This window comes from Lancefieldella parvula, assembly GCF_963547875.1.
GTDB lineage: Bacteria > Actinomycetota > Coriobacteriia > Coriobacteriales > Atopobiaceae > Lancefieldella > Lancefieldella parvula_D.
This window is the reverse complement of record NZ_CAUUSI010000017.1, coordinates 1-23,002: the sequence shown is the minus strand read 5'-3', so window position 1 is coordinate 23,002 and position 23,002 is coordinate 1. Positions and strand designations below refer to the sequence as shown.

Genomic DNA, 23,002 nt, shown 5'->3' with positions numbered 1-23,002 from the left:
CGCCGCCGATAACAAATACCTGCTTACCGCGATAGAACATTCCATCGCAGGTAGCGCAATAAGAAACACCCTTGCCAGTGAATTTCTCTTCGTTGGTAAAGCCAGCATGACGAGGGTTAGCGCCGCCAGAAACAATGACGGCCTTTGCGTGATAGGTTCCCTCAGAAGTCTCCAACACGAAGAGGTTAGTCTCTGGATCCTTAACAATAGAAAGGACATTGGCCATGACAATCTCTGCGCCAAGGTCTGTAGCCTGCTTCTGAAGAGTATCGGTAATAGTGAAGCCATCAGTGTTTGGCATACCAGGGTAATTCTCAACCTCAGTAGTGGTGATGACCTGGCCACCTACCGCCTGTTTCTCTAAAACAACAGTATCGAGAAGAGCGCGCTTTGCATAAATTGCTGCTGAAAGTCCTGCCGGACCACCGCCAACAATAACAAGGTCTTTAGTAATAACGTCTGCCATGATTGGCTCCAATCGTATAAATCGTAACTGGCTTTGTTATACCCTACTGATGACAATCATTATCAGTTATCCCTAAAAATTAGATTGCACACAATCTATTCACAAATAAAAAAGAAGCGCGTCAAGACCCCCATCTTGAACGCGCTTCCCTAATACTAAAAACTAATTAGCAATGATGAAGTAAGCAACAAACGCAAGAGTTGCAACCCACATCAGAGGCTTAACCTTCTTAACGTTACCAGTAACAAGAGCAACAACAACATAGAAGATGAAGCCAAAGCCAATGCCGTCAGAGATTGAGTAAGTCATTGGAATACCAGCGATAACCATGAATGCTGGGAAGCCCTCAAGAAGATCGTTCCAATCAATCTCGGTAACCTCAGACATCATCAGGAAGCCAACAAGAACCAGTGCACCACAAGTTGCTGCAGAGCTGACGATAGAAATGAGAGGTGCAATGAATGCTGCTGCAATAAAGAGCAGACCGGTGAAAATAGAAGAAAGACCAGTACGACCGCCGTCAGCAGCGCCGGATGCGGACTCGATGAATGTGGTAATGGAAGAAGCACCAAAGAAACCACCTGCAGCTGCAGCAGCAGAGTCAACAATGAGGATCTGCTTGATGTCCTTAACGTTGCCATCCTCAGTGAGGAAGTCGCCCTGCTTAGCAATAGCCATAGCAGAACCCATGGTGTCAAAGAAGTCAGACATCATCAAAGAGAATGCAAAGACGAGAAGAACTGGCGTTGTCAGAGCCTTAACAATACCCATAACACCAGCACCATCGGTCAAGAATGGTGCACCAAAGGTGGAGAAATCAAGACCAGAAACAATGCCTGTAGGGCTTGCGGTAACACCAAGTGGAATACCAGCAAGTACGGCAAGGATGATGCCGATAAGCAGGGAGCCCTTAACACGAGCAGAGTAAAGAACAACTGTTGCAACAATGGAAATTACACCAACGATAAAGGTTGGAGAGAAAATATCGCCAAGAGCAACAAGGGTGGATTCATTAGCAACGATAATTCCGCTGTTCTTGAGACCAATCATGGCAATAAAAAGACCTAGGCCAACAGAGATTGCGTGGCGTAGGTTTACAGGAATTGCATCCATAATTGCTTCACGAAGGCCGCAGAGAACTAAAAGAAGAATAGCAATTCCTTCAATGAAGATAACTGCCATTGATGCGTGCCAATCTCCACCAGTAATTGGAGTAAGAGAGAAGGCTACAACAGCGTTTACACCCATACCAGATGCGCAAGCAAGTGGACGGTTAGAGAACAGACCCATCAAAATGGTCATGATGCCGCCACCAAGACAGGTAGCAGTAATAGCTGCCGAAACTGGAACTCCTGCAGCAGCAAGAAGAGCTGGGTTTACTGCAATAATGTATGCCATTGCGAGGAATGTAGTAATTCCAGCCCTAAACTCTTGAGCGGGATTACTGCCACGCTCAGCTACCTTAAAGAACTTCTCCATTAAGCTCTTCCTTCCTAAAGAGGCTTTTCCTTTATGCAAGCGCTGAAGCGCTTATCACCAAAATAAAAAATTATTGAACGCCGCTTGAACCAAAACCGCCTGTACCGCGATCAGTCTGATCAAGCTCATCAACTTCAACAAGCTGTACAACAGGGACCTGTTGAATCACAAGCTGCGCAATACGCTCACCGCGCTCAATATGAATAGTTTCTTTGCTATCAAGGTTAATGGCACAAACCTTAAGCTCACCGCGATAATGAGCATCAATAAGGCCTGGAGTATTTGCCATAGAAAGGCCCTTTTTAAGGGCAAGACCGCTTCTAGGCTGAACAAATCCTGCGTATCCATCAGGGATTGCAATAGCTAAACCAGTGGAAATAAGTTTGCGCTCAAAAGGAGCAAGATCAACATCTTCAGCACTTCTAAGATCTAATCCAGCGTCTCCTGTATAGGCGTACGAAGGTAGCTCAACAGTAGGATCAAGGCGTTTAATAGGTAGCTGGATGTCAAAATTGCTCATTAATTCAGGCTCCTTAATTCTGCGCTAAATTCATCAACATCTTTGAAGTCTCTATAGACAGAAGCAAACCTAATGTATGCAACTTTATCAAGCATAACCAGGTTTTTAAGCACAATGCTTCCAAGATCTTCAGATTTAATCTCGTATTGACCTTTGTCTCTAATCTGAGACTCAATTCCATCAATAAAATGATCAAGAGAAGCAACAGAGATATCTCTCTTTACTGTTGCAGCAACAAGACCTCTCATAAGCTTCTGTCTATCAAAAGGCTCCTTGTGACCGTCTTTCTTAACAACGGTGATAGGAATCTCTTCTAAGCGCTCATAGGTTGTAAAACGAAACTTACAGGACATGCACTCGCGACGCCTTCTAATGGCATCGTTATTCTCAGATGAGCGAGAATCAATAACCTTTGACTCTTCGTGACCGCATTTTGGACAACGCATGGAATCCCCTTTTTTCGTATAAAAGGAAGATACCATTTTACGAGGTATTGACTGCTATCAACACAGAATTCTGAGAGAAATTTACATAAATATTTACTATTTAGATACAGAAGGAATCTCTAAGGTTTGTCCAGCTCTTAAAAGAGAAGAATCGAGATTATTTCTTTCTCTAATCCAACTTACTTGCTGCTCTGTAGAGACGCCCTCAATTGGGTTGCTCTCTGCAATTGACCACAACGTATCATTGCTCTGAACGGTAATTGTTTGTGAAGCGCTATCCATTACAGATGTTGCAAATGAATTAAGAGCAGTTGTACGAAGGAAAGAAATCGCAAACATCAGAATAAATGATGCGGTAACAATAAGACCTGCAATAAAAGCCTCTTTGTTAGTCAGCGTCTTTACGTAAGAGACTTCCTCAAGCTGAGGTGCAACGGAACCCTTCTTTGCGCCGCCTTCAATAACCTTGAATGCAGGCTTATAAGAAGCAAGTGCTGAAGTGCCGTTAACCTGATACATCTTTGACTGATACATACGCCTCATATCATTTCCTTCCGTAATAGTTTTTACGGAACTAGTTATATCTAATACACCGGACAAAAAGTCATGTCCGAACGTTTGTACTAATAATATGTAGTACATTTGTTCGTGTCAAGAAAAAATAGAACATTCGTTTGATTAATTTTTAGAACACGTGTATTATTACTAAAAAGAAAAAGGAGGCTCATATGCCAAAGGGCAAACTCAGCAAGCGTCAGGCAGCAATTTATGAATACATCTGTTCTTACACAGATCAACACGGCTATCCCCCTTCAGTAAGAGAGATTGGTGCTGCTGTTAATCTTGCATCTCCTTCAACTGTCCATATGCATCTAAAGGTCCTGGAGCAGTTTGGCCTTATTGATAGAGACCCAAAGAAGCCTCGTACTATGAAGATTGTTCCCCAGGCTTCTAGCACTTCTGACGCAGCAAAGCTCGCTCCAGTAACGCAAGATGTAGCTAATAATGTCATTAGTCTTCCTCTTGTAGGACGTGTTGCTGCAGGCACACCTATTCTTGCTGAGCAAAACGTTGAGGAATCTCTATCTCTTCCAACAAGCATTGTTGGAGATTCAAGCTCTTTCATTCTTCGCGTACGTGGAGAATCAATGATTAACGCTGGTATTTTTGATGGCGATTATATTGTTGTAAAAGAGCAGCAAGATGCCCATGATGGAGAAATTGTTGTTGCTCTTATTGATGATTCTGCAACAGTTAAAACGTTCTACAGAGAAAACGATCGCATTCGTCTTCAACCAGAAAATGACTTTATGGAGCCAATCTACGTACAAAATCCTGTCATTTTAGGTAGGGTTACTGCACTTATTAGATCAATTTCATAGTCACAGTATGGGTGTGGAATTAGAACAATCCAAAGGTAGAGTAACTTTCTTTGATACTATTCGAGGAATCTCAGTGGTATCAATGATACTGTTTCACTTTACCTATGATTTGTTCTTTATTTCGCACGTTAAGCTTACGTGGTTTACACCTCTGCTTATGCAAATCTGGATACCATCAATCTCATATCCTTTTATTTTTATTGCTGGTTGTATGTGTACCTTCTCTAAAGATTCTTTTAAGCGTGCAGGAGTATATGGCCTTGTAGCATTAGCAATATTTGCAGCGACTACCTTTGCAAAAGTTGATACTCCCATTACGTTTGGAATCTTCTTTTGTATGGCCTCATGTACCCTGGTAGAAGCTCTTATTTCACGTTTCGCTGTTCCACTAAAAGGATATGCAGCAGCAATTCTTTTGCTTTTAATTTTTGTTGTTTGCATTCCAATTTCTACAGGACATATTGGTATGGGCAACATGGTTTTCTCGTTACCTAAAGAGTTATACCAAACACCATATTTAGCCTGGGCTGGATTTCCTTCTCCATCTTTTTCATCAGGAGATTACTACCCGTTACTCCCCTATTTGTTCTTGTATTTAAGTGGTGCTGCTTTTAACAGACAGTTTAAAGAAGCTGGATATCCCAACTGGATGAAAAGGTTCTCTCTTCCCCTCATAACAGAGATGGGAAGACAATCACTTCTCATTTACCTTTTACATCAACCAATTTTGCTACTTATTGCCTTATTCGTCAGTCAGAATATCGTCTTCTGACACCACGTACGGCTCTAAAAGTGCCTGCATATACGTATCGGCTTTTACTGAGAGTAAAAGACCTTCAGCAACATATTGTTCGTGCAAAAGCTGGCATCTCTCATGAACAGACTTAACAAGAGCGCCTTTGTTGAACGGAATTAGTGCACTAACCACCTTGTCGCCGGCGCTAGCTATTTCTTGAATCTTGTGGAGAAGGCCGTTAATGCCCATACCTTCCTGAGCAGAAATAAATACAGCATCTGGATAGAGTGCTCTGAGCATTTGAAGCTCTTGGTCATCAAGTAGGTCTACCTTGTTTAAAACAAGAATCTGATTGCTTTTATCAGCCTCGATGTCTTTTAAAATACTACGAACAACTGCTATTTCTTTAGAAAGATTCTTATCAGTTGCATCTGCAACCAACAGAAGAAGATCTGCTTCTTGAGCCTCTACTAAGGTAGATTTAAAAGACTCAATCAGATTAGTTGGGAGCTTTTGAATAAATCCAACAGTATCCGTAAGAACAATCTTTCTGCCCTCATCAAGAGAAAGTGCTCTGGTAGTTGGATCAAGAGTTGCAAAGAGTTCATCTTTTGCATATACATCCGCGCCTGTGAGTTGATTCAGAAGTGTTGACTTACCAGCATTGGTATAACCAACAAGAGAGACGCTAAACGTTCCAGAATTCCACCTGGACTTTGACTGAACTTCTCGCCTTTGGCTGAGCTGCTTAAGTTCATTTTTTAAGGTTGAAATGCGCTTTCTAATAAGACGACGGTCAACCTCAAGCTGACTTTCGCCCTGGCCAAATCGGCTACCAATGCCGCCACGAGTTTGCTCGCCTACCAAGTGACTCCACATGCCACGAAGCCTTGGAAGTACGTACTGAAGCTGTGCAAGCTGTACCTGCAGTCGTCCTTCTTTGGTGCGTGCGTGAATGCCAAAAATATCAAGAATGAGCGCTGTGCGGTCAATGACTTTAACCGGCTCGCCGAGTAATTTTTCTAGATTGGATTGCTGAGAAGGTGTGAGCTCATCATCAAAGATGACAACATCAGTATTGGTGTTTCTCACCAGGGAAACAAGCTCTTCGGTTTTACCTTTACCAATAAACGTCTTAGGAACGGGCGCATCAAGTTTTTGTGTAAGACGCATAAAGACTTCAGCGCCGTCAGTTTGCGTCAGACGCTCAAGCTCGTCCATTGATTCTTCAAGCGACCAATCGCTTTTACCGCAATCAACGCCTACAAGAATTGCTCGTTCAACTTTAGGAGCAGTTGAAAATGGAACAAAACGACCCATAGACTCCCCATCTAAGACAAGGTAAATACGTTAGTTTTTGATGTGTCCTACTGGCATTGTACGTCAGCATGCTGCGCAAAAATCAGCTCGAGCGCATCTTCAGGCGTGAGTTGATCCATATCAAGCCACCTGACTCGACCGTCTCGTTTAAGCCAAGAAATCTGTCGCTTTGCATACTGCCTGGTATGCTGCTTAATAAGCTCACACGTTTGCTCAAGCGATTGCTTTCCAGCAAAGTATGCAAAGAACTCTTTGTAGCCAATTGCCTGCCCAGCCGTGCAATTTTCAGAGAGACCAGACTCAATAAGCGTTTGAACCTCTTCAACTAGTCCTTGCTCAAACATAAGGTCAACTCGGAGGTTTATTCGCTCATAAAGACGCTGACGATCCATCGTAAGACCCCATATCTGGGCGTCAAAGTACGGTGTGTGAGCCTTTAGACCCTCATGATGAGTAGCATACGACTTGCCCTCTTCCAAGAGCTCTAAAGCCCTTACAACGCGTCGTACGTTATTTGGATGGATAAGCTCTGCACTTGCTGCATCTTTTGTGGTCAGAAATTCGTGCAGACCCTCAGCACCAAGCTCTTGAGCAAGCTTTTCATAACGACTACGTACAGGAGACTCGATTGACCCTGAGGGAAACTCCATCTGGTCGATAATCGAATCAAGATAAAGACCGGTTCCGCCACAGAATACAGGTATTTTACCAGCTTTAATAAGCTTATGAGCTTCTTCACGAGCTGCCGCCTGAAACATCTGGACAGAATATTCTTCTGAAATGTTGGCACAATCTACCATGAGAAGAGGAACTTCTCGCTCTTCAACTGGAGTTTTAGCGGTACCAATATCCATGCCTCGGTAGACCTGCATTGCATCAACAGAAATGACAGAGGTCTCAAGCTTCTTGGCTACCAACTCAGACAAGGAGCTTTTGCCTGAAGCCGTGGGGCCTACAATGCAAATAACCGAGCCACGAGAGCTCATCGAGGATCAGACTCCATGGTTCCGCGCAGATACCAGGTGCGAGCCTCATCAATATGAACATCAACAATTTTGCCGATAAGTTCTTCTGGCGAGTAACCTTCTGGCAGATTGAAGTGAACTGTTTGGTTCTTCTCGCTATGTCCCACCATAACGGTATTGTCACGCTTGGAAGTTCCCTCAACAAGAACTGCCTGCGTAGTATTCAAATCTACCTGGTTAGCGTCATGCGCCTGCTGAGCCACAAGCTCTGCAAGCCTATCAAAGCGCTCCTGGATGACCTCGTGAGGCGTGTTATCTTCGTATTTTGCCGCAGGAGTGCCTGGACGCTTAGAGTAAATGAAGGTATATGCGGAAGAATACCCAGCTTCTTTGACCAAAGAAAGCGTATCCTCAAAGTCTTCCTCAGTCTCTCCAGGGAAGCCAACGATAATGTCAGTTGAAAGCGCCAGTCCTGGAATAGCTGCGCGTAGGCGAGAAACCACGTCTAAGTACTCTTCTCGTGTATAGCTGCGGTTCATCTTTTTGAGAACACGCGTAGATCCACTTTGAACCGCAAGATGAAGATGAGGCATGACAGCTGGCGTTTCTTTCATGGCCGCAATAGTCTCATCAGTAAGATCTTTTGGATTTGATGAGGTGAAGCGGATTCGCTCAACGCCCGTCTGACCCACAGCACGCAAAAGCTCTGCAAAACGAGGCTTGCCGTAAAGGTCGCGACCATACGAGTTAACGTTTTGACCAAGCAGAGTAATCTCACGAACACCATCTGCGACAAGGCGCTCGCACTCACCAATAACAGCCTCAAAAGTGCGACTACGCTCGCGACCACGAACGTAAGGAACAATGCAATACGTGCAGAAGTTGTTGCAACCGGTCATGATAGGCACCCAAGCGTGATACTGCTGAGCGCGGTTACTTGGCAGGTCTGTGGAGAAGCCCTTGCCCTCCTCAGAAGTGTCTACAGCAACACGGTCATTCTCGCCCCTAAATGCGCTGGTGAGAAGTGCTGGCAAGCTTGCAAGAGCGCTGGTACCAAACACAACGTCAACGGCCGGAACCTTTTCACGGAGCTTCTCGCCATCACGCTGTGCAATACAGCCACCAATAGCAACAATACGCTTGCCTGATGGAGGCGTTGGGGCGCTCACCATCGCAGAAGCCTGACCATAAAGACGCTGATCGGCATTCTCGCGAACGCTACAGGTCATGAAGATGACAATATCCGCGTCATCAGTATCTGAAACCTCATTGCAGCCACAAGCCTCAAGCAGACCAGAGACACGCTCTGTGTCGTGCAAGTTCATTTGGCAGCCAAAAGTTTTGATGTGATACGTTTTTCCTACGAGCTCGGAATTTTCAATCATGCTTAAAGTACCTCGTCATACTCAGTGGGACTAACAGCTGGCGTCTGCGCATCAGGAGCAGACAATGTGTGGACATAAATGGCAATTTTTATTGCAGTTCTACTCTCCCCTGCAATTTCAATATCAGAAAACGTTGGAGCGCAGGTAATGTCCAGACCACACGGAATCAAGAATCCGCGGGCAATGGCAACAGCCTTGATGCCCTGGTTGACAGCACCCGCACCAATGCACTGGAGCATAACAGGCTCGTTATCTTTAACCAGTCCTGCAATAGCTCCTGCTACAGAAGCTGGTGAAGACTTACTTGAAACTTTAAGCAAACCCATGAGTGCTCCAATTATTGTGCGTTTGTTCTACTCTTGCGACTCAATATCAAAAGTCACAACAATCTTGTTTTTACTTACACGAACACGAGGCTCAGTCGTCAAAGAAACGTAGTATTTCTCGGACAACTCAGCAAAACTCTGCTCCATTTTTCGAGAAAAGCTGCTGATATCAGCCTTACTCATCTTGAGACCTCGGTGGTCTTTCATCAGATCAATTTCGCGAGAAACCCCTTCAGGTTCAACAGTGTGGCTGACCTGTGCATACACACTACGCAAAGGCTTAATCTGCTCAACAATAATTCTATGAGCAGTTCTATCTGACATTGAAAGACCAAGAGACTTACAGACTTCAGATAGCTCTGTTGCATCCGCAGCGGCCCTGAAGCGCTCGAGAACAGGCACGTTTTCAAAGCCTTCAACAAATAGCAGGTCAGCGATATCAAGCGTCTGGGCAATTCTGCGACGAGCAGTAGCTGCAATCTCTGCAGCAGAGCCCAGCATTACCTCACACGAGCCTTTAACCTCAAGCGCAAAGTCACAGCAGGTACGAATAATGTTATGGGGGCCTTTGACGGTTGTCTTGAGTCCGTCCTCATTCAAACCACAAGTTGGCCAAGTAGACTGATCTACTCGCTCGGAAATTTTAGTAGTGTCTACCACAATCTGAATAACAGAACCAAGTCCCGGAGCAGAAGCCACAACCTGGGCTGATTCACAATTTTCTTTGATGGAGTAAAGAGCCATGCCTCGGCCATGAATTCCCCAACGGTCCATATGCATGCTCTCAAGCTTTGAAGTTACACGAGCTTCAAAGATTTTCTCCTGCATGTCTTTTGGAATACCCTGACCATCATCAAGTATGGTGATAGTTCTGAGCGCACCTTCTTTTGACGTTGCAACATAAATGTGACGAGCACCAGCATCGCGAGAATTACGCAAGAGCTCGATAACAATATCTTCTACCGAACGAATATCATGCTTTGCCTGTCTACGCTCTGCTTCTGCAACGCGTAAACGAACGTACCCCGCGCCGAGGGATTCCTCGACACGGAGTGCGCGCTCACCTCCCATGGAGGCGACAAAACCTGTTAAGTCAGTAGAGGTGGCTGCCATAAATTACTTAGCAACGTCTACAGCACGAGACTCGCGAATAACAACAACGCGAACCTGTCCTGGGTATTCCATCTCGTCCTCAATTTGCTTAGCAATATCGTGAGCAAGAACAGTTGCCTCGGAATCGCTAATCATCTGAGGCTCAACCATTACGTGAAGCTCACGGCCAGCCTGCATCGCATACGTACGCTCAACGCCCTCGTGTGCGTTGGAGATAGCCTCAAGCTTCTCAAGGCGCTTGATGTAGTTCTCAGCAGACTCACGACGAGCACCAGGACGTGCAGCAGAAATAGCGTCTGCAGCCATAACAAGCATGTCAAGAACAGTGTTTGGCTCAATGTCTGCATGGTGGGCCTCAATGGCGTGAACAATCTCTGGGCGCTCACCATGACGACGAGCAAGATCTGCACCAATTACAGCGTGTGGACCCTCAACCTCGTGGTCAATTGCCTTACCAAGGTCATGAAGCAGACCAGCGCGCTTAGCTGGAGCAGGCTCAAGGCCAAGCTCTTCAGCCATAATGCCGCAAAGTACTGCAACCTGAACAGAGTGAGCAAGAACGTTCTGACCGTAAGAAGTACGGTAGCGAAGCTTACCAAGAGTCTTTACGATCTCTGGATGAAGATCGTGAATACCACAATCAAATGCAGCCTGTTCGCCAGCCTCAAGAACACGCTCGTTAACAAGAGCCTCAGCCTTCTTGTAGAGCTCCTCAATACGTGCTGGATGAATACGACCGTCTGCAATGAGGTTCTCAAGTGCAACACGAGCGGTCTCACGGCGGACTGGATCAAAACTTGAGAGAACTACAGTCTCTGGAGTGTCATCAATAACAAGAGAAACACCAGATACCTGCTCGAAGGTACGAATGTTTCTACCCTCACGTCCAATAATCCTACCCTTAAGATCATCAGATGGGATATGGACGGAAGTTACTGTAATCTCAGAAGCCTGATCTGCAGCGACACGCTGAATAGCGGTAGAAATAATCTCACGTGCAGTTTTATCTGCTTGTGCACGAACGCGCTGCTCAGACTCACGAAGAATCATAGCCTCATCGCGAACACTTTCAGAACGAACACGAGATAGAAGCTCATCATGAGCCTCATCTTTTGTAAGAGCTGCAATGCGCTCAAGCTCTTGAGACTGCTGAGAAACAAGAGAATCCAAATCGTTTTTACGACGATCAAGCTGGCCCTGAAGGCTGGAGAGCTGATGCTCACGCTTCTCTAGTGCATCAGTACGGTGATCAAGGGACTCTTCACGCTGAAGAATACGATTCTCCATGCTACGAAGCTCACTTTTACGTTTTTTCTCATCTGCCTCTGCTGCCTGCTTAAGCTGCAGAACTTCTTCTTTAGCCTCAAGAACAGCTTCTTTTTTAACTGTTTCTGCCTGGCGAGCTGCTTCAGAAGCAATACGATCTGCATTAGTCTGAGCATCTTTTAACTGCTGTTCTGCAGTTTTAATCTTTGAATTACTAATGTTAGAGAGTACGCCGTATGCAAGGCCTACTCCCACAAGAAGGCAAACAATGCCTACTGCTGCTAATTCCATACCTACTCCTCAAATGGCGATTACAAAAGTGTTCAGGAGACTTTAGATACAACAGTATCTAAAGAACCCGCCATGAGCAGGATTCATTGGCTGGTCATGCCACATTCAGAGATAGATCAAATGTATGAGATACCTACTGTATACGTGACGCTGGTTGCCCAGCGGAAATGAGCCTATTCACGGCATATTTATCGTATAGAGCATTGTAACTTTTGTCAATAAATAGCAGGTAGGAAAAGTAAAGTACACCAATACAACAGACTTATAAGCTAAGCAAATATAATCATTCAGATGTGGCGTTTTCATCCAAAATCTTTTTAGCAACAGATGACGCTATAGAAAATGAATATCCCTTTGTGGCGAGAAACCTGACAAGCTTCTCATAATCATTTTTTCCCGATAGGTGTTTTCTCTGGGCCAAAGAATACGCAACTTCAAATTCATCCACGTCAGAAAAATAAGCGTCAGGCCATCCAGGGAGTGTCTCAACTTCAATTCCTTTTTTAGAAATTTCAGTTTTAATTTTAAGAGGACCCCAGCCTTGCGAAATTTTAGAACGTATATAGACGTCTGCAAAACGACTGTCATTAATCAAACCAACTTCAACAGCCCTCTGCACTGCAGGGTCTCTTACATTCTTCTGATAGCCATCAAGCATGAGCTTTTTTTGGAGCTCAGCTGTAGAGTAGTCCCTTTTTACAATCAACGCCTCAATGCGAGCTTTAATACACTGAGTTGAAATCTCTTTAACCTCATACAAAAATTCATTTCGAGAAGAAGGGGTAAAAACACCGTCTTTCTCTTTACTCAAAAGAGCTCGAGCTACTGTTGGAGGAACAAAGAATTCCTCTGTTCCTCCAACTTCAGTTTCTAAAATAATCTTTGCCTTGGGCTTTGCTTGACCAAGAACTGCTTGTTTCTTTTGTGGAAGCTCAATTGTCCAAGAAATCTCTGACATTATTCAGCAGAATCTTCCGTTGCAACTGGAGTACCAACTTCGGAATCTTCATCAAATACAAGACCACAAGCAACTCGTACTTTGTGATCAATCTCTTCCATAAGGTCTGGATTAGCCGTAAGGAAAGCTTTAGCAGCTTCTCTACCCTGGCCAAGACGCTCACCCTCATAAGTGAACCAAGCACCAGACTTGTTAACAATCTCAAAGTCAACAGCCATATCAAGAATGGAGCCTTCTTTAGAGATGCCCTGACCGTACATAATGTCAAACTCAGCAACCTTAAAAGGTGGAGCAACCTTGTTCTTTACAACCTTAACGCGAACACGGTTACCAACGTTTTCTCCATTAACCTTAATGCTGTCAACGCGGCGAATATCCATGCGTACAGTGGAGAAGAACTTAAGAGCCCTACCACCAGAAGTGGTCTCTGGGCTACCAAACATAACGCCAATCTTCTCTCTAAGTTGGTTAATGAAAATACAGAGCGTATTAGATTTAGAAAGAGAGCCTGCTAATTTACGGAGAGCCTGACTCATAAGACGAGCCTGAAGACCAACGCTAGAATCGCCGATTTCTCCCTCAATCTCTGCACGAGGAACAAGAGCAGCAACGGAGTCTACAACCACAACATCAATAGCGCCTGAGCGAACAAGCATGTCACAGATCTCTAGAGCCTGCTCACCAGTATCTGGCTGAGAGATAAGAACGTCATCAATATCAACACCAATACGAGCCGCATAGCCTGGGTCCAGTGCGTGCTCTGCGTCAATAAATGCTACAACGCCACCCAATGCCTGAGCTTCTGCAAGAATTTCTAGGGAAAGAGTTGTCTTACCAGAAGACTCTGGACCATAAATCTCTACAATACGACCGCGAGGAACACCACCAATACCCAGTGCGGCATCAAGAGCAAGTGAGCCAGTTGGAATAGCCTGAATATCAAAGGCAGGACCACCCTCGCCTAAACGCATAATTGCGCCTGCGCCAAATTTTTTCTCGATTTCTGCGGTAGTTGAAGAGATAACCTCATCTCTCTCATCACCAGTAGTACGAGCCTTAATCTCTTTTGAAACGGACTTTTTAGCCATGGGAACTCCTTGCTCTTTTTGTTACTAGAATATTATAAGAACAGACGTTCTATGTCAACGTCAAACATATACTCTATAGAGGGATTTTGTCTGAATTCTTACCTCTCTTTTTCCGCTTTTGAGCAGCAAATTTCTTCTGAATTATCAATTTGTCTGTATAAGTCCTGCAAAGTCGCATAAAAAAGAAGTCCGAAACTGATTTGTTTTGGACTTCCCTATTAAAATCAAATTTTAAGCCTTCACAATTGCTTCATGAATCAATTGCAAAGCTTGTAAAACTGCAGCTTCTCGCACCTGTTCTCTATTACCAGAAAAATGTTTACAGACCGTATGGGTAAAGTTATTACTGGTAATACCAAACCAAACCGTTCCAACTGGTTTACCAGGCTCTTCTCCTGTTGGACCAGCTATTCCTGTGACGGAAACCGCAATGTCTGAGCCAATAACTTCTCTAACACCCGAAGCCATCTGAGCAGCACAGGGTTCAGAAACAGCGCCAAGGGACGGCTCTTCAAAAATATCCTTTGAGACACCCAATACCTTCTGCTTAATCTCAATGGTGTAGCTCACAACAGAGCCTTTAAGCACGCTCGACGATCCAGAAATGGCAGTAAGAGCACCTGCAACAAGTCCTCCCGTACAAGACTCAGCAGATGCAACGGTAAGACCAGCCTCAAGAGCCTCTGAAACAACCTGTTGAGCTTCTGAAAGAACTTCAGATGAAAACATATGAATCACAACTTTTCGGTCCGCATGCAAACGTTTGGTATGAAAACATACCTATCGTATATACGTATGGCGCCTCAGAGAGACGCCATCTTGTTAAACTTCAGCAATGTATTGCCAAGACTTTACAAAGTAGTCAATTCCTGACCAGGCTGTAAGAACTACTGCAACCCACATAGATACGTTAAAGATAAAGAGCAAAACGTCCTGAATCATTCCTCCGGGGATGCTCGGCAAGAAAAGCAAGCCACAGATAGCAACCATAGTTGTTGCAGTCTTCCATTTGCCCAAGTCAGATGCGGCAATAACAACACCCTTTGATGCAACAACCATTCTCAGGCCCGACACCAAAAACTCACGTGCAACAATCACTAAGAGCACCCAAGGAGAAACCATATGCCACTCTAGAAGTACAAAAAGAGCTACAACAACAGCAAGTTTATCGGCAATTGGATCTAAGAACTTGCCAAAGGTAGTAACTTCATTTCTACTACGGGCAAGGTAACCATCAAGCTTATCGGTCAAAGAAATGACAACATAGCCGATAAAAACAAGAAAAGCTCCAAGTTTAAAACCAGGTGTTGTCAGAGAATCTGCCAGAGATACACCTAGAAGCTGCGCCAAGAGAAGCCAAAAGGGCACTAAGGCCACACGAGCACAGGTAACAATATTTGCAGGTGTCCAAATTGTCTTTGATGACATGACCTATCCCCAACTAAACGGTTTTCTCGCCAGACTGTGTGTCTGTAGTGTCTACGATCTCGCCAATCATTTCATAGCAGAATGAATCTACCAGGTCACAAAGGACAATATCTCCGACTGCGGCCTCTCCCTCTGCAATGTGAACAGCGCCATCACAGTCTGGAGCCTGGAACCACGTGTGGCCGATAAGCTCAGTGCCCTCGTCAGATTCTTCAATTCCGTCAATAATGACCTCGCAGCGCTCGCCAACGTGACGAGCGGTGGCTGCAAAACCGAGCTGTTCAACAAGGTCAAGCAGGCGCTGAGTGCGCTCAATTTTTACCTCGTCTGGAACCTGATCAGACATCTTTGCGCCCAGAGTTCCCTCTTCTGGCGAATAGGTAAAGACGGAAGTGTAATCAAACTCTTGCTCCTGAATAAAGTCGTAGAGCTCATCTGATTCATCATCTGTCTCGCCTGGGAAGCCACACATTCCCGTAGTTCGAAGAACCATGCCAGGAATCTCAGTTCTGAGGCGATCAAAAAGCTCACGAAGCTCCTGTGTAGAGCCAGAACGACCCATGCGCTTAAGAATGCGCTCGTTGCAGTGCTGAATTGGAATATCAATGTAAGGCAGAACCTCAGGTGTATCGCGAATAGTGCTGATGAGCTCATCAGTCATACCTTCTGGCTGCAGATACAAAACGCGAATCCAGCCCTTATAAGGACGGACTACCTCAGCAACCTGCTGCATAAGCTTAGCAAGCGTTGGAGTCTGGCCGTCATCTGTGTCAGGCATATCAGAGCCCCAGATACCGGTGTCCTGGCCAATCAAAATGACCTCACGAACACCGCCCTCCATCAGCTCATGAACCTCTTGAAGAATCTCTTCAGCAGGTCTTGAGTGATAGTGGCCACGAATATACGGAATAGCGCAGAAAGCGCAGAATCTGTCACAGCCCTCAGAAATCTTGACAAATGCACTGGCGCCATCAATGGTGCGCAGCATGCCGTGAGCAGCAACAATAGACTGCGTTGGTTCAGGAATATTCAGGACGTCCGCAACAACGCTCACAATGCCGTCCTCTTGATCTGCGGGAACAAAAGCAGCAACCTCAGGAAGCTGCTCATTAAGTTCTGCGCCATATCGAGAAGGCACGCAGCCACACATAATAATGGGCAGCTTACGCACTCCCTCAGAAGCGCCCTCGGCAATCTCAAGGGTAGTCTCAATAGACTCTTCTGTTGCAGAAGCCAAGAACGAGCAGGTATTGATAATTGCAACATCTGCTGACTCTGGATCTGCAACTTCACCAAAACCAGAGGCCAAAAGACGCGCACGCATGCGGTCTGTATCAACCTCGTTTTTAGCGCATCCTAACGTGATGTATAGGACGTTATAGCCCCTATCGATAGTTGTTGAACTGGAGGGGCTGGCCATAGTCTTTCTCCTTAAGGCTTGCAATCACAGACTGAAGAACATCGCGAGAAGCGCTAGAAACACGCAGCTTATCGCCCTCAACGGTTGCCTTAGCCTTAACTTTCATATCACGAATATCTTTAGCAATCTTCTTGGCGGTCTCCTGGTCAATACCAGAAACAATGGAGCCAATCTGACGCACGGTAGAACCTGCTGCTGGAATGGGGTCTCCCCAACGAATAGCAGTCAGATCAATTCCACGCTTTACCAGCTTGGAGCCAAGAACATCCCTAACCTGAGATGCAACAAAATCTGCAGGAGCTTCAATAGTAAACTTGCCCTCTTTCTTAGAGAGCTCAAGTGTTGCACCAGAATCTTTTAGATCGTAGCGCTGGGTAAGCTCACGAGCTGCCTGCTGAAATGCATTATCAACTTCCATCATGTCTACTTCAGACACAACGTCAAAGCTTGATTCTTTAGCCATTTCCCCTCCATAGTACCTGGGCGAGAAGAACTTCTCGCCCTATGGCGTTTAGTTATTTGAATTGCTGTTGGAATTCTGGTTGTTAGTTGTACCAGTAGTTCCGCTAGTTGTACTTGTTGACGTGCTGTTTGTTTGAGTTCCTGAAGCGTTTGTACCGTTAGCATCAGCAGGCTTAGTACCCTGAATGGTCAAGGTGCCAATACCAGAAGCATTTGCGTCAAATGGTTTAGCAGTACCATTAACGGTTACCGCAACAGCACCAGGAGTACCTGCAAGAACAGTCATGGAGTCAGTGACGGTGTACGTCTGAGACCATGGGCCGGTAATAGCGTCAGCCTCAACACTCTTGCCGTCAACCGTAATCTCAACCCAGCTGGTCTGACCATCTGCAACAGTAACCACTACGGTAGTCTGCTTAGGAGTCTCTTCCTTCTTTGGCTCAGTTGTAGTGGTGCTCTTAGAAGTATCAGTAGAATCCTTCTTAGAGGTGTCCGTGTTGCTATTTGTGGTAGTGGAATTCTTAGAAGAATCAGTTGTTGAGTTATTAACGCTTACCGTCTTAGTTGTAGTAGGCGTAGTGCGAGCTGTCATGCAGGAACGAACACTGAACAGCAAAACGGCAGTAATAATCACAACAACAAGAGCAAATACGGTAGCAATGGTGCGGCCCGTATCAGAGAAATAATTCTGAAGCGCTCCCATAACGCCTGGTCTTTGAGGAGCACGACGTTGTTGAGCAGCAGCGCCAGATGGCTGGCGACGGCGAACATTAGGCCTATCTACCTGCGCGATATTTCTTGATCCACGACGACCAGAAATGGTTGATGCGCGCTCGTAAGGTGCGGTTACATTGTCATAACGAAGGTCATCGGTGTAATCGCTTGGAGCAACAGTTCTTCTGGTTACATCGTCTTTGTAAGCTGGAATGCTAACGCCTGCAATACCCACACGCTTGCGCTGAACGCCACCACGGGTGCGGCTTGCCATAGTCTTCTGACGAGAAGCTTCTTCAATACCGGCATTGTACGCATGACCTGTGGCATAGCGAGAATACGAGTAGCCACCAGCATCCTCCTCAGATGCCTGAACACCCAGAGGCACACCGGTTTGTCTGGAGCGAACACCAGACGTAGTTGCAAAGGCACCCATATCACCAGCTGGTCCTCCCGACGTGGGGAGAAGACCGTGGTACTGTACGTACGCCTTTGGCCTGCTACCAGACTCGTTCACGACGTCATAGCCAGCAATGCCACGACCAGACTGAGTATCGCGCGTACGACGACGCAACTCATGAGAATAGGTGCCGTTTTCAAACTCGTAACTCTCTTCCTGGAAGAGGTCTACAATCTCACGCGGATTGAGTCCCAGGTAGCGAGCATACGAAGAGAGCATGCCCTGAGCATAACCGCTCTGAGGCATATTCTTAAAATCGCCTTCCTCAAAAGCAATAAGTGCCTGCTCCTTGAGGCGAAGAATCTTTGATGCTTGAGTGATAGAAAGCCCGAGCTGACGTCTACGTTCTACGAGCATCTCACTAAAACGAGGGCGTGGCATGCTTACTCTACCTCCCTATAGGCAGCGTCTTGAACTTTGAGTTCTTCAAGAGCATCTTTATCGATAAGAACTTCTCGAGGCTTTGATCCGTTAGCTGGGCCAACAACACCTTTTGCCTCAAGCATATCCATAATTCTACCAGCACGAGCATACCCAACAGAGAGTGCTCTTTGCAAACTAGATGTAGAACCTAGCTGAGAATCCACAATAATGCGTGCAGCTTCCCAAATAAGTGGGTCATCTGCCTGCGCCATACCGCCAACTCCCCCAACGCCATCGGCCTGTGTTGGAGTTGCAACGGTCAAGATGTTGTCGTGATATTCGGCCACGCGCTGAGTGCGGATGTACTTAACGGTCTCCTCGATTTCCTCGTCAGAGACCCAGCAACCCTGTGCGCGATTAGGCTTCTTACCACGAAGTTTAACCAGCATGTCACCCTTACCCAGCAGCTGCTCAGCGCCCTTTTGGTCCAGAATAATGCGGGAGTTCAAAGAGTTATCAACTGAGAGCGCAACACGGTTATCGATGTTTGCACGGATTAGACCAGTTACGACGTCTGCAGAAGGACGCTGCGTTGCAACAATCAGGTGAATACCTGCAGCACGACCAAGCTGAGCAATACGAACAATGGAAGACTCAACGTCTTTGCCAGCAACCATCATAAGGTCAGCAAGCTCGTCGATGACAATGACAAAGTAAGGCATGTGCTTTGGAGGATTCTCCATATCAGCGTACTTATCGCCATCAACATTTCTGTTGTACGTCTTAATGTCACGCACTTTGTAGTGCTCAAACACCTTAAGGCGACGCTCCATCTCGGTGACGCCCCACTGAAGCGCACTTGCGGCCTGCCTTGGCTCAGTAACAACTGGAACATACAGGTGAGGAAGGCCAGCGTAACCCGTAAACTCAACGCGCTTTGGGTCAACCATAATCAGGCGGACCTGCTCAGGAGTTGCGCGCATGAGCATAGACATGACAATGGCGTTGAGCAGGACAGACTTACCAGAACCAGTGGTACCTGCTACCAGCAAGTGAGGAAGACTTGCAAGGTCAACAACAATTGGCTTGCCCTCAGAATCGCGACCAAAGGCACACTCAAGAGGACCGCCCTTTGCAAATGGAAGAACGTCAGCCAAGTTGACTGCCTGGGCTTTCTCGTTAGGAATCTCAATACCAACTAGAGAAGTTCCAGGAATTGGTGCAAAAATACGAACAGACTTTGCCGCAAGTGAAAGCGCAATATCGTCCTCAAGATTGGTGATCTTGTTGACGCGCTCTCCCTCGCCCATCGAAATCTTAAATGTAGTAACAGAAGGACCTGCAGTCCAACCAACCACCTGGCTGGAAAGGCCAAACTCCTCAAGCGTAGCCTGGAGTCTCTGAGCAGTAGCTTCAAGCTCGTCATCGCTTACGGCAGAAGTGGCCGAGTTCTTGTTTGTCTTCAGAATGCTAAATGGTGGCAGCTCATACGACTCATCGTCGTCACCTGGCCTCTTGAGCTGGTCAGGTGTGGCGAGAAAATCGGGCGTCGTTTTAGCCTTGCTCTTAGGTTTAGCCTGTTTTGTTGTAGGAGCAACATCAGCTACAGCAACATCGTTTTTCTCGACAACTGCATCATCTGGCTGGTCTTTCTTCTTAGAGCGCAGCTTATTCTTAGCCTTATCAATGAGCGTAGTAGGAGCATCTCCTGCGTCCTCTTGCGCCTCTTCTTCCTCATAAAGACGGGCGTCACGCTTAATAACAGAAGTCTTTCGATTTCCCAGATACGTGGTCTCCCCTTCACCGGTCTCGTCAAAGAGAGAAGACTGGTTGTTTGCGCCACGTCTACCCTGCTTCTTTGCAGGCTGTGGAGCATTTGCAGCGTAGAGCGCCTCTTCTTTTGCAAGAGCACGCTCTTCTTTACGGTAGCGATGATTCTCGCGCGCTTCATCCAGGCGGAAGCTTACGCGCTCAACCATGTCAGAAATGGAGAAGCCGCAGATAACAACACCGGCAATAATAAAGCCAACCAAAAGGACATTGCCCACCACGCGGCCAACAAAGCGCAGCAAAACCCAAGCAATACCTCCACCCACATAACCACCAGCAGCCTCTAGGACTTTTGTGCCCAAAAGCATGTCAGGAGCAGCTTCAGCACCTGGGAAGTTAAGTGAAATAAGAGCAAGGGCAGCAAGAACGTCCAGCGTTAGACCAATAGCAATACGCGTAGAGATTCCCTGATCATCACGCATAAAGAAGGTCATAGCAAAGACAAATACTGCAATGGGAAAAAGTAGCGCTCCCGTACCAAAACAGAGCTTGAGCCCATGACCCATTGCGCTGGTAATAACAGCGTTAGAAGGGACAATAATGGACAAAAACAGAGCAATTGCAACCACTGCAAGAACAACACCAATGATGTCATTCTGCAGTGGGCTCAAGCCTACTGCCTGGGCAGAAGCGGCGTTTCTAGAATTTCTTTTTGCTGCGTTTGAGGTGCGTTTAGAGGGCATTGGGCTTATACCTCCATAATGACCGGAATAACCATTGGTCGAGTACGAGTTTTGCTCCAAAGGAAGTTAGAAAGGGCGTTACGAACGCTCTTTCTCATTGCTTCAATGTTTGCGCCTTCGGACTTAGAGGCCTTCTCGATTGAATTTCTCACAAGATTCTGTGCGTCATTCATAAGCTCGTCATCGTCGGCAAATGAAACACCACGGCCAGAAATCTCAACAACACCTGGCTTAAGGTTGCGACCAACAAGGGTTACCACAGCGGTAACAATGCCGTCCTGAGAAAGGCGCTGACGGTCACGAAGAACAACAGGGTTAGCGTCGGTGACAGAGAGGCCGTCAACGTACACTACGCCAGACTCAACAGTCTTACCACGAGTAACCTTACCGTTTCTCATCTCAAGCGTGTCGCCGTTATCAAGAATGAAAATACGATTAGCAGGAACGCCCATCTGCTGAGCAAGCTCTGCGTGAGCACGCAGGTGAACAGCCTCACCGTGAACAGGCATGAAGTTCTTTGGACGAGCCATACCAAGCATAAGCTTGAGCTCTTCCTGGCTACCATGGCCAGAAACGTGGACAAGTGCCTTTGACTTGTCGTAAATCTCGCAACCAATTTTAGAGAGCGCGTTAATGATGGACTGAACGCTCTTCTCGTTACCTGGAACAGGAGTTGCAGAGATGATTACGGTGTCCTGAGGACGAATGGAAAGCGACTTGTGCTCTCCGTTTGCCATGCGCGCCAAAGCGCTCAGAGGCTCTCCCTGGGAACCGGTGCACAGAACAACAATGCGATCATCTGCGAGTTTATCAACATCGTACGCATCAATGATGTCTTTATCGGCAATGTTGAGGTAACCAAGCTCACGCGCAACCTTTGTGTTGGTAATCATAGAGCGACCGGTAACAACAACCTTACGCTTTACCGCAACAGAGGCATCGCACACCTGCTGCAGGCGGTGAATGTGGCTTGAGAACGACGCAACAAAGACGCGACCAGTTGCATTCTTGATGATGTGACGAAGCGCCGCACCAACAGAAGCCTCGGATGGGGTCATACCAGGGCGATTGGCGTTAGTTGAGTCAGACAACAGCAGGTCAAGGCCCTCGGAGCCAAACTTGGTGATAGCCGCATAATTTGGACGCACGCCATCAATTGGAGTCTGATCAAGCTTAAAGTCACCGGAGTGAATAAGGGTTCCTGCAGGAGTCTTCATATGAATACCAAAAGCTGCAGGAATAGAGTGAGTCATCGAGAAGAACGTGATGTCAAAGGCGCCAAGCTGGACCTTTGAGCCATCAGTAACCTCACGAAGCTTGGTGCCCACAATCTTGTGCTCAGCAAGCTTGCCTTCAATAAAGCCAAGCGAGAGCTTACTGGAATAGATTGGCACCTTACGAGTAAGGTCCATAAGCAGGTACGGAAGAGCACCAATGTGATCCTCGTGACCGTGGGTAATCAAAATGCCACGGAGCTTATCTTCATTTTCAAGTACATAGGTGTAGTCTGGCAAAACTAGGTCAATACCAGGCTGTTCGTCATCTGGGAACATTAAACCAGCATCAACAAGCACCATATCATTACCGTATTCAAAAACGGTCATGTTCTTGCCGATGCCATCAAGTCCGCCCATAGGAATGACTTTAAGAGCTGGGTCTTTCTTAGGCATTAAAAAACTATCCTTTCAAAAACTACTTTCTATGACAGACGCAACCCAAAGGGCCGTCTCTAAGACTTTTTGCAAAATCTACATGTTGTTTAATTATATAAAAAATCTGCACGTATTACGCTATATATTCCCAAAGAATCAAAATCTCAACAGAATAACAAGAGAGCTCCGACATGCATCGAAGCTCTCTTCAATACCTCATGTTTTATAAGACCTCGCGTGGCGAGAAAC

General features: G+C 46.2%; 22 protein-coding genes. 2 read left to right on the top strand and 20 right to left on the bottom strand.

Going from position 1 to position 23,002, the window contains the following annotated elements:
• The 5 genes from RWJ96_RS06030 to RWJ96_RS06010 form a co-directional block, all read right to left on the bottom strand.
• Positions 1 to 466, bottom strand: a 466-nt coding sequence (locus RWJ96_RS06030; RefSeq protein ID WP_314019473.1) for an FAD-dependent oxidoreductase, incomplete at its 3' end; no start/stop codon positions are given.
• A 162-nt stretch (positions 467 to 628) separates the two neighbouring features.
• Complete coding sequence (locus RWJ96_RS06025; protein ID WP_314019471.1) at positions 629 to 1,945, bottom strand: NCS2 family permease; 1,317 nt, start codon at positions 1,943 to 1,945, stop codon at positions 629 to 631.
• Between the two features lie 70 nt (positions 1,946 to 2,015).
• A complete protein-coding gene (gene dut, locus RWJ96_RS06020; RefSeq protein ID WP_035437265.1) occupies positions 2,016 to 2,465 on the bottom strand; it encodes a dUTP diphosphatase in 450 nt (149 codons plus the stop codon).
• On the bottom strand, positions 2,465 to 2,911 hold the full coding sequence (gene nrdR, locus RWJ96_RS06015; protein WP_012808854.1) for a transcriptional regulator NrdR: 447 nt from the start codon (positions 2,909 to 2,911) through the stop codon (positions 2,465 to 2,467). The genes dut and nrdR overlap by 1 nt, the downstream gene beginning before the upstream one ends.
• Positions 2,912 to 3,007: 96 nt before the next feature.
• Entirely contained in the window at positions 3,008 to 3,454 is a 447-nt protein-coding gene (locus RWJ96_RS06010) for a LysM peptidoglycan-binding domain-containing protein (RefSeq protein WP_314019470.1), read from the bottom strand.
• A 185-nt stretch (positions 3,455 to 3,639) separates the two neighbouring features.
• Here RWJ96_RS06010 and lexA point away from each other — a divergent pair, with 185 nt between their 5' ends.
• The gene (gene lexA / locus RWJ96_RS06005; RefSeq protein ID WP_314019468.1) at positions 3,640 to 4,293 is read left to right on the top strand and encodes a transcriptional repressor LexA; all 654 of its coding nucleotides are present in this window, start codon (positions 3,640 to 3,642) and stop codon (positions 4,291 to 4,293) included.
• 7 nt (positions 4,294 to 4,300) lie between these two features.
• Entirely contained in the window at positions 4,301 to 5,065 is a 765-nt protein-coding gene (locus RWJ96_RS06000; protein WP_314019466.1) for a heparan-alpha-glucosaminide N-acetyltransferase domain-containing protein, read from the top strand.
• On the opposite strand, the gene hflX is transcribed toward RWJ96_RS06000, so the two are convergent.
• The 15 genes from hflX to RWJ96_RS05925 form a co-directional block, all read right to left on the bottom strand.
• Positions 5,036 to 6,349 (bottom strand): GTPase HflX, encoded by a 1,314-nt coding sequence (gene hflX / locus RWJ96_RS05995; RefSeq protein ID WP_314019465.1) that lies wholly within the window; start codon positions 6,347 to 6,349, stop codon positions 5,036 to 5,038. The two genes, RWJ96_RS06000 and hflX, sit on opposite strands and share 30 nt — an antisense overlap.
• 47 nt (positions 6,350 to 6,396) lie before the next feature.
• Positions 6,397 to 7,335 (bottom strand): tRNA (adenosine(37)-N6)-dimethylallyltransferase MiaA, encoded by a 939-nt coding sequence (miaA, locus tag RWJ96_RS05990; RefSeq protein ID WP_314019464.1) that lies wholly within the window; start codon positions 7,333 to 7,335, stop codon positions 6,397 to 6,399.
• A complete protein-coding gene (gene miaB, locus RWJ96_RS05985; protein ID WP_314019463.1) occupies positions 7,332 to 8,699 on the bottom strand; it encodes a tRNA (N6-isopentenyl adenosine(37)-C2)-methylthiotransferase MiaB in 1,368 nt (455 codons plus the stop codon). The genes miaA and miaB overlap by 4 nt, the downstream gene beginning before the upstream one ends.
• 2 nt (positions 8,700 to 8,701) lie before the next feature.
• Positions 8,702 to 9,025 carry a stage V sporulation protein S gene (locus RWJ96_RS05980; protein ID WP_314019462.1) on the bottom strand — a complete coding sequence of 108 codons (324 nt, stop codon included), beginning with the start codon at positions 9,023 to 9,025 and terminating at the stop codon, positions 8,702 to 8,704.
• Between the two features lie 27 nt (positions 9,026 to 9,052).
• Entirely contained in the window at positions 9,053 to 10,138 is a 1,086-nt protein-coding gene (locus RWJ96_RS05975; protein WP_314019460.1) for an ATP-binding protein, read from the bottom strand.
• Between the two features lie 3 nt (positions 10,139 to 10,141).
• The gene (gene rny / locus RWJ96_RS05970; protein ID WP_314019458.1) at positions 10,142 to 11,695 is read right to left on the bottom strand and encodes a ribonuclease Y; all 1,554 of its coding nucleotides are present in this window, start codon (positions 11,693 to 11,695) and stop codon (positions 10,142 to 10,144) included.
• Between the two features lie 283 nt (positions 11,696 to 11,978).
• Positions 11,979 to 12,653 (bottom strand): regulatory protein RecX, encoded by a 675-nt coding sequence (locus RWJ96_RS05965; protein ID WP_314019457.1) that lies wholly within the window; start codon positions 12,651 to 12,653, stop codon positions 11,979 to 11,981.
• Positions 12,653 to 13,741 carry a recombinase RecA gene (gene recA / locus RWJ96_RS05960; protein ID WP_314019455.1) on the bottom strand — a complete coding sequence of 363 codons (1,089 nt, stop codon included), beginning with the start codon at positions 13,739 to 13,741 and terminating at the stop codon, positions 12,653 to 12,655. The genes RWJ96_RS05965 and recA overlap by 1 nt, the downstream gene beginning before the upstream one ends.
• A gap of 231 nt (positions 13,742 to 13,972) precedes the next feature.
• Complete coding sequence (locus RWJ96_RS05955; RefSeq protein ID WP_314019454.1) at positions 13,973 to 14,470, bottom strand: CinA family protein; 498 nt, start codon at positions 14,468 to 14,470, stop codon at positions 13,973 to 13,975.
• Positions 14,471 to 14,563: 93 nt separating this feature from the next.
• Positions 14,564 to 15,169 (bottom strand): CDP-diacylglycerol--glycerol-3-phosphate 3-phosphatidyltransferase, encoded by a 606-nt coding sequence (gene pgsA / locus RWJ96_RS05950; protein WP_314019453.1) that lies wholly within the window; start codon positions 15,167 to 15,169, stop codon positions 14,564 to 14,566.
• A 13-nt stretch (positions 15,170 to 15,182) separates the two neighbouring features.
• Positions 15,183 to 16,589 (bottom strand): 30S ribosomal protein S12 methylthiotransferase RimO, encoded by a 1,407-nt coding sequence (rimO, locus tag RWJ96_RS05945; protein WP_314019451.1) that lies wholly within the window; start codon positions 16,587 to 16,589, stop codon positions 15,183 to 15,185.
• On the bottom strand, positions 16,555 to 17,052 hold the full coding sequence (locus tag RWJ96_RS05940; protein WP_012808870.1) for a YajQ family cyclic di-GMP-binding protein: 498 nt from the start codon (positions 17,050 to 17,052) through the stop codon (positions 16,555 to 16,557). The genes rimO and RWJ96_RS05940 overlap by 35 nt, the downstream gene beginning before the upstream one ends.
• 48 nt (positions 17,053 to 17,100) lie before the next feature.
• Positions 17,101 to 18,606: a RodZ domain-containing protein gene (locus tag RWJ96_RS05935; RefSeq protein ID WP_314019450.1), complete on the bottom strand. Its 1,506-nt coding sequence runs from the start codon at positions 18,604 to 18,606 to the stop codon at positions 17,101 to 17,103.
• 2 nt (positions 18,607 to 18,608) lie between these two features.
• Positions 18,609 to 21,101 carry a DNA translocase FtsK gene (locus RWJ96_RS05930; RefSeq protein ID WP_314019449.1) on the bottom strand — a complete coding sequence of 831 codons (2,493 nt, stop codon included), beginning with the start codon at positions 21,099 to 21,101 and terminating at the stop codon, positions 18,609 to 18,611.
• 5 nt (positions 21,102 to 21,106) lie between these two features.
• The gene (locus RWJ96_RS05925; protein ID WP_035431010.1) at positions 21,107 to 22,771 is read right to left on the bottom strand and encodes a ribonuclease J; all 1,665 of its coding nucleotides are present in this window, start codon (positions 22,769 to 22,771) and stop codon (positions 21,107 to 21,109) included.
• Positions 22,772 to 23,002 lie beyond the last annotated feature (231 nt).

Excerpts from the sequence above, each read along its gene's own strand:
- RWJ96_RS05955 (WP_314019454.1), bottom strand. The coding sequence starts at position 14,470 with ATGTTTTCATCTGAAGTTCTTTCAGAAGCTCAACAGGTTGTTTCAGAG.
- RWJ96_RS06025 (WP_314019471.1), bottom strand. The coding sequence starts at position 1,945 with ATGGAGAAGTTCTTTAAGGTAGCTGAGCGTGGCAGTAATCCCGCTCAA.
- dut (WP_035437265.1), bottom strand. The coding sequence starts at position 2,465 with ATGAGCAATTTTGACATCCAGCTACCTATTAAACGCCTTGATCCTACT.
- RWJ96_RS05940 (WP_012808870.1), bottom strand. The coding sequence starts at position 17,052 with ATGGCTAAAGAATCAAGCTTTGACGTTGTGTCTGAAGTAGACATGATG.
- miaA (WP_314019464.1), bottom strand. The coding sequence starts at position 7,335 with ATGAGCTCTCGTGGCTCGGTTATTTGCATTGTAGGCCCCACGGCTTCA.
- RWJ96_RS05935 (WP_314019450.1), bottom strand. The coding sequence starts at position 18,606 with ATGCCACGCCCTCGTTTTAGTGAGATGCTCGTAGAACGTAGACGTCAG.
- recA (WP_314019455.1), bottom strand. The coding sequence starts at position 13,741 with ATGGCTAAAAAGTCCGTTTCAAAAGAGATTAAGGCTCGTACTACTGGT.
- hflX (WP_314019465.1), bottom strand. The coding sequence starts at position 6,349 with ATGGGTCGTTTTGTTCCATTTTCAACTGCTCCTAAAGTTGAACGAGCA.
- rimO (WP_314019451.1), bottom strand. The coding sequence starts at position 16,589 with ATGGCCAGCCCCTCCAGTTCAACAACTATCGATAGGGGCTATAACGTC.
- RWJ96_RS06010 (WP_314019470.1), bottom strand. The coding sequence starts at position 3,454 with ATGAGGCGTATGTATCAGTCAAAGATGTATCAGGTTAACGGCACTTCA.
- RWJ96_RS05925 (WP_035431010.1), bottom strand. The coding sequence starts at position 22,771 with ATGCCTAAGAAAGACCCAGCTCTTAAAGTCATTCCTATGGGCGGACTT.
- RWJ96_RS05965 (WP_314019457.1), bottom strand. The coding sequence starts at position 12,653 with ATGTCAGAGATTTCTTGGACAATTGAGCTTCCACAAAAGAAACAAGCA.
- miaB (WP_314019463.1), bottom strand. The coding sequence starts at position 8,699 with ATGATTGAAAATTCCGAGCTCGTAGGAAAAACGTATCACATCAAAACT.
- rny (WP_314019458.1), bottom strand. The coding sequence starts at position 11,695 with ATGGAATTAGCAGCAGTAGGCATTGTTTGCCTTCTTGTGGGAGTAGGC.
- RWJ96_RS05975 (WP_314019460.1), bottom strand. The coding sequence starts at position 10,138 with ATGGCAGCCACCTCTACTGACTTAACAGGTTTTGTCGCCTCCATGGGA.
- RWJ96_RS05980 (WP_314019462.1), bottom strand. The coding sequence starts at position 9,025 with ATGGGTTTGCTTAAAGTTTCAAGTAAGTCTTCACCAGCTTCTGTAGCA.
- nrdR (WP_012808854.1), bottom strand. The coding sequence starts at position 2,911 with ATGCGTTGTCCAAAATGCGGTCACGAAGAGTCAAAGGTTATTGATTCT.
- pgsA (WP_314019453.1), bottom strand. The coding sequence starts at position 15,169 with ATGTCATCAAAGACAATTTGGACACCTGCAAATATTGTTACCTGTGCT.
- RWJ96_RS05930 (WP_314019449.1), bottom strand. The coding sequence starts at position 21,101 with ATGCCCTCTAAACGCACCTCAAACGCAGCAAAAAGAAATTCTAGAAAC.
- RWJ96_RS06000 (WP_314019466.1), top strand. The coding sequence starts at position 4,301 with ATGGGTGTGGAATTAGAACAATCCAAAGGTAGAGTAACTTTCTTTGAT.
- lexA (WP_314019468.1), top strand. The coding sequence starts at position 3,640 with ATGCCAAAGGGCAAACTCAGCAAGCGTCAGGCAGCAATTTATGAATAC.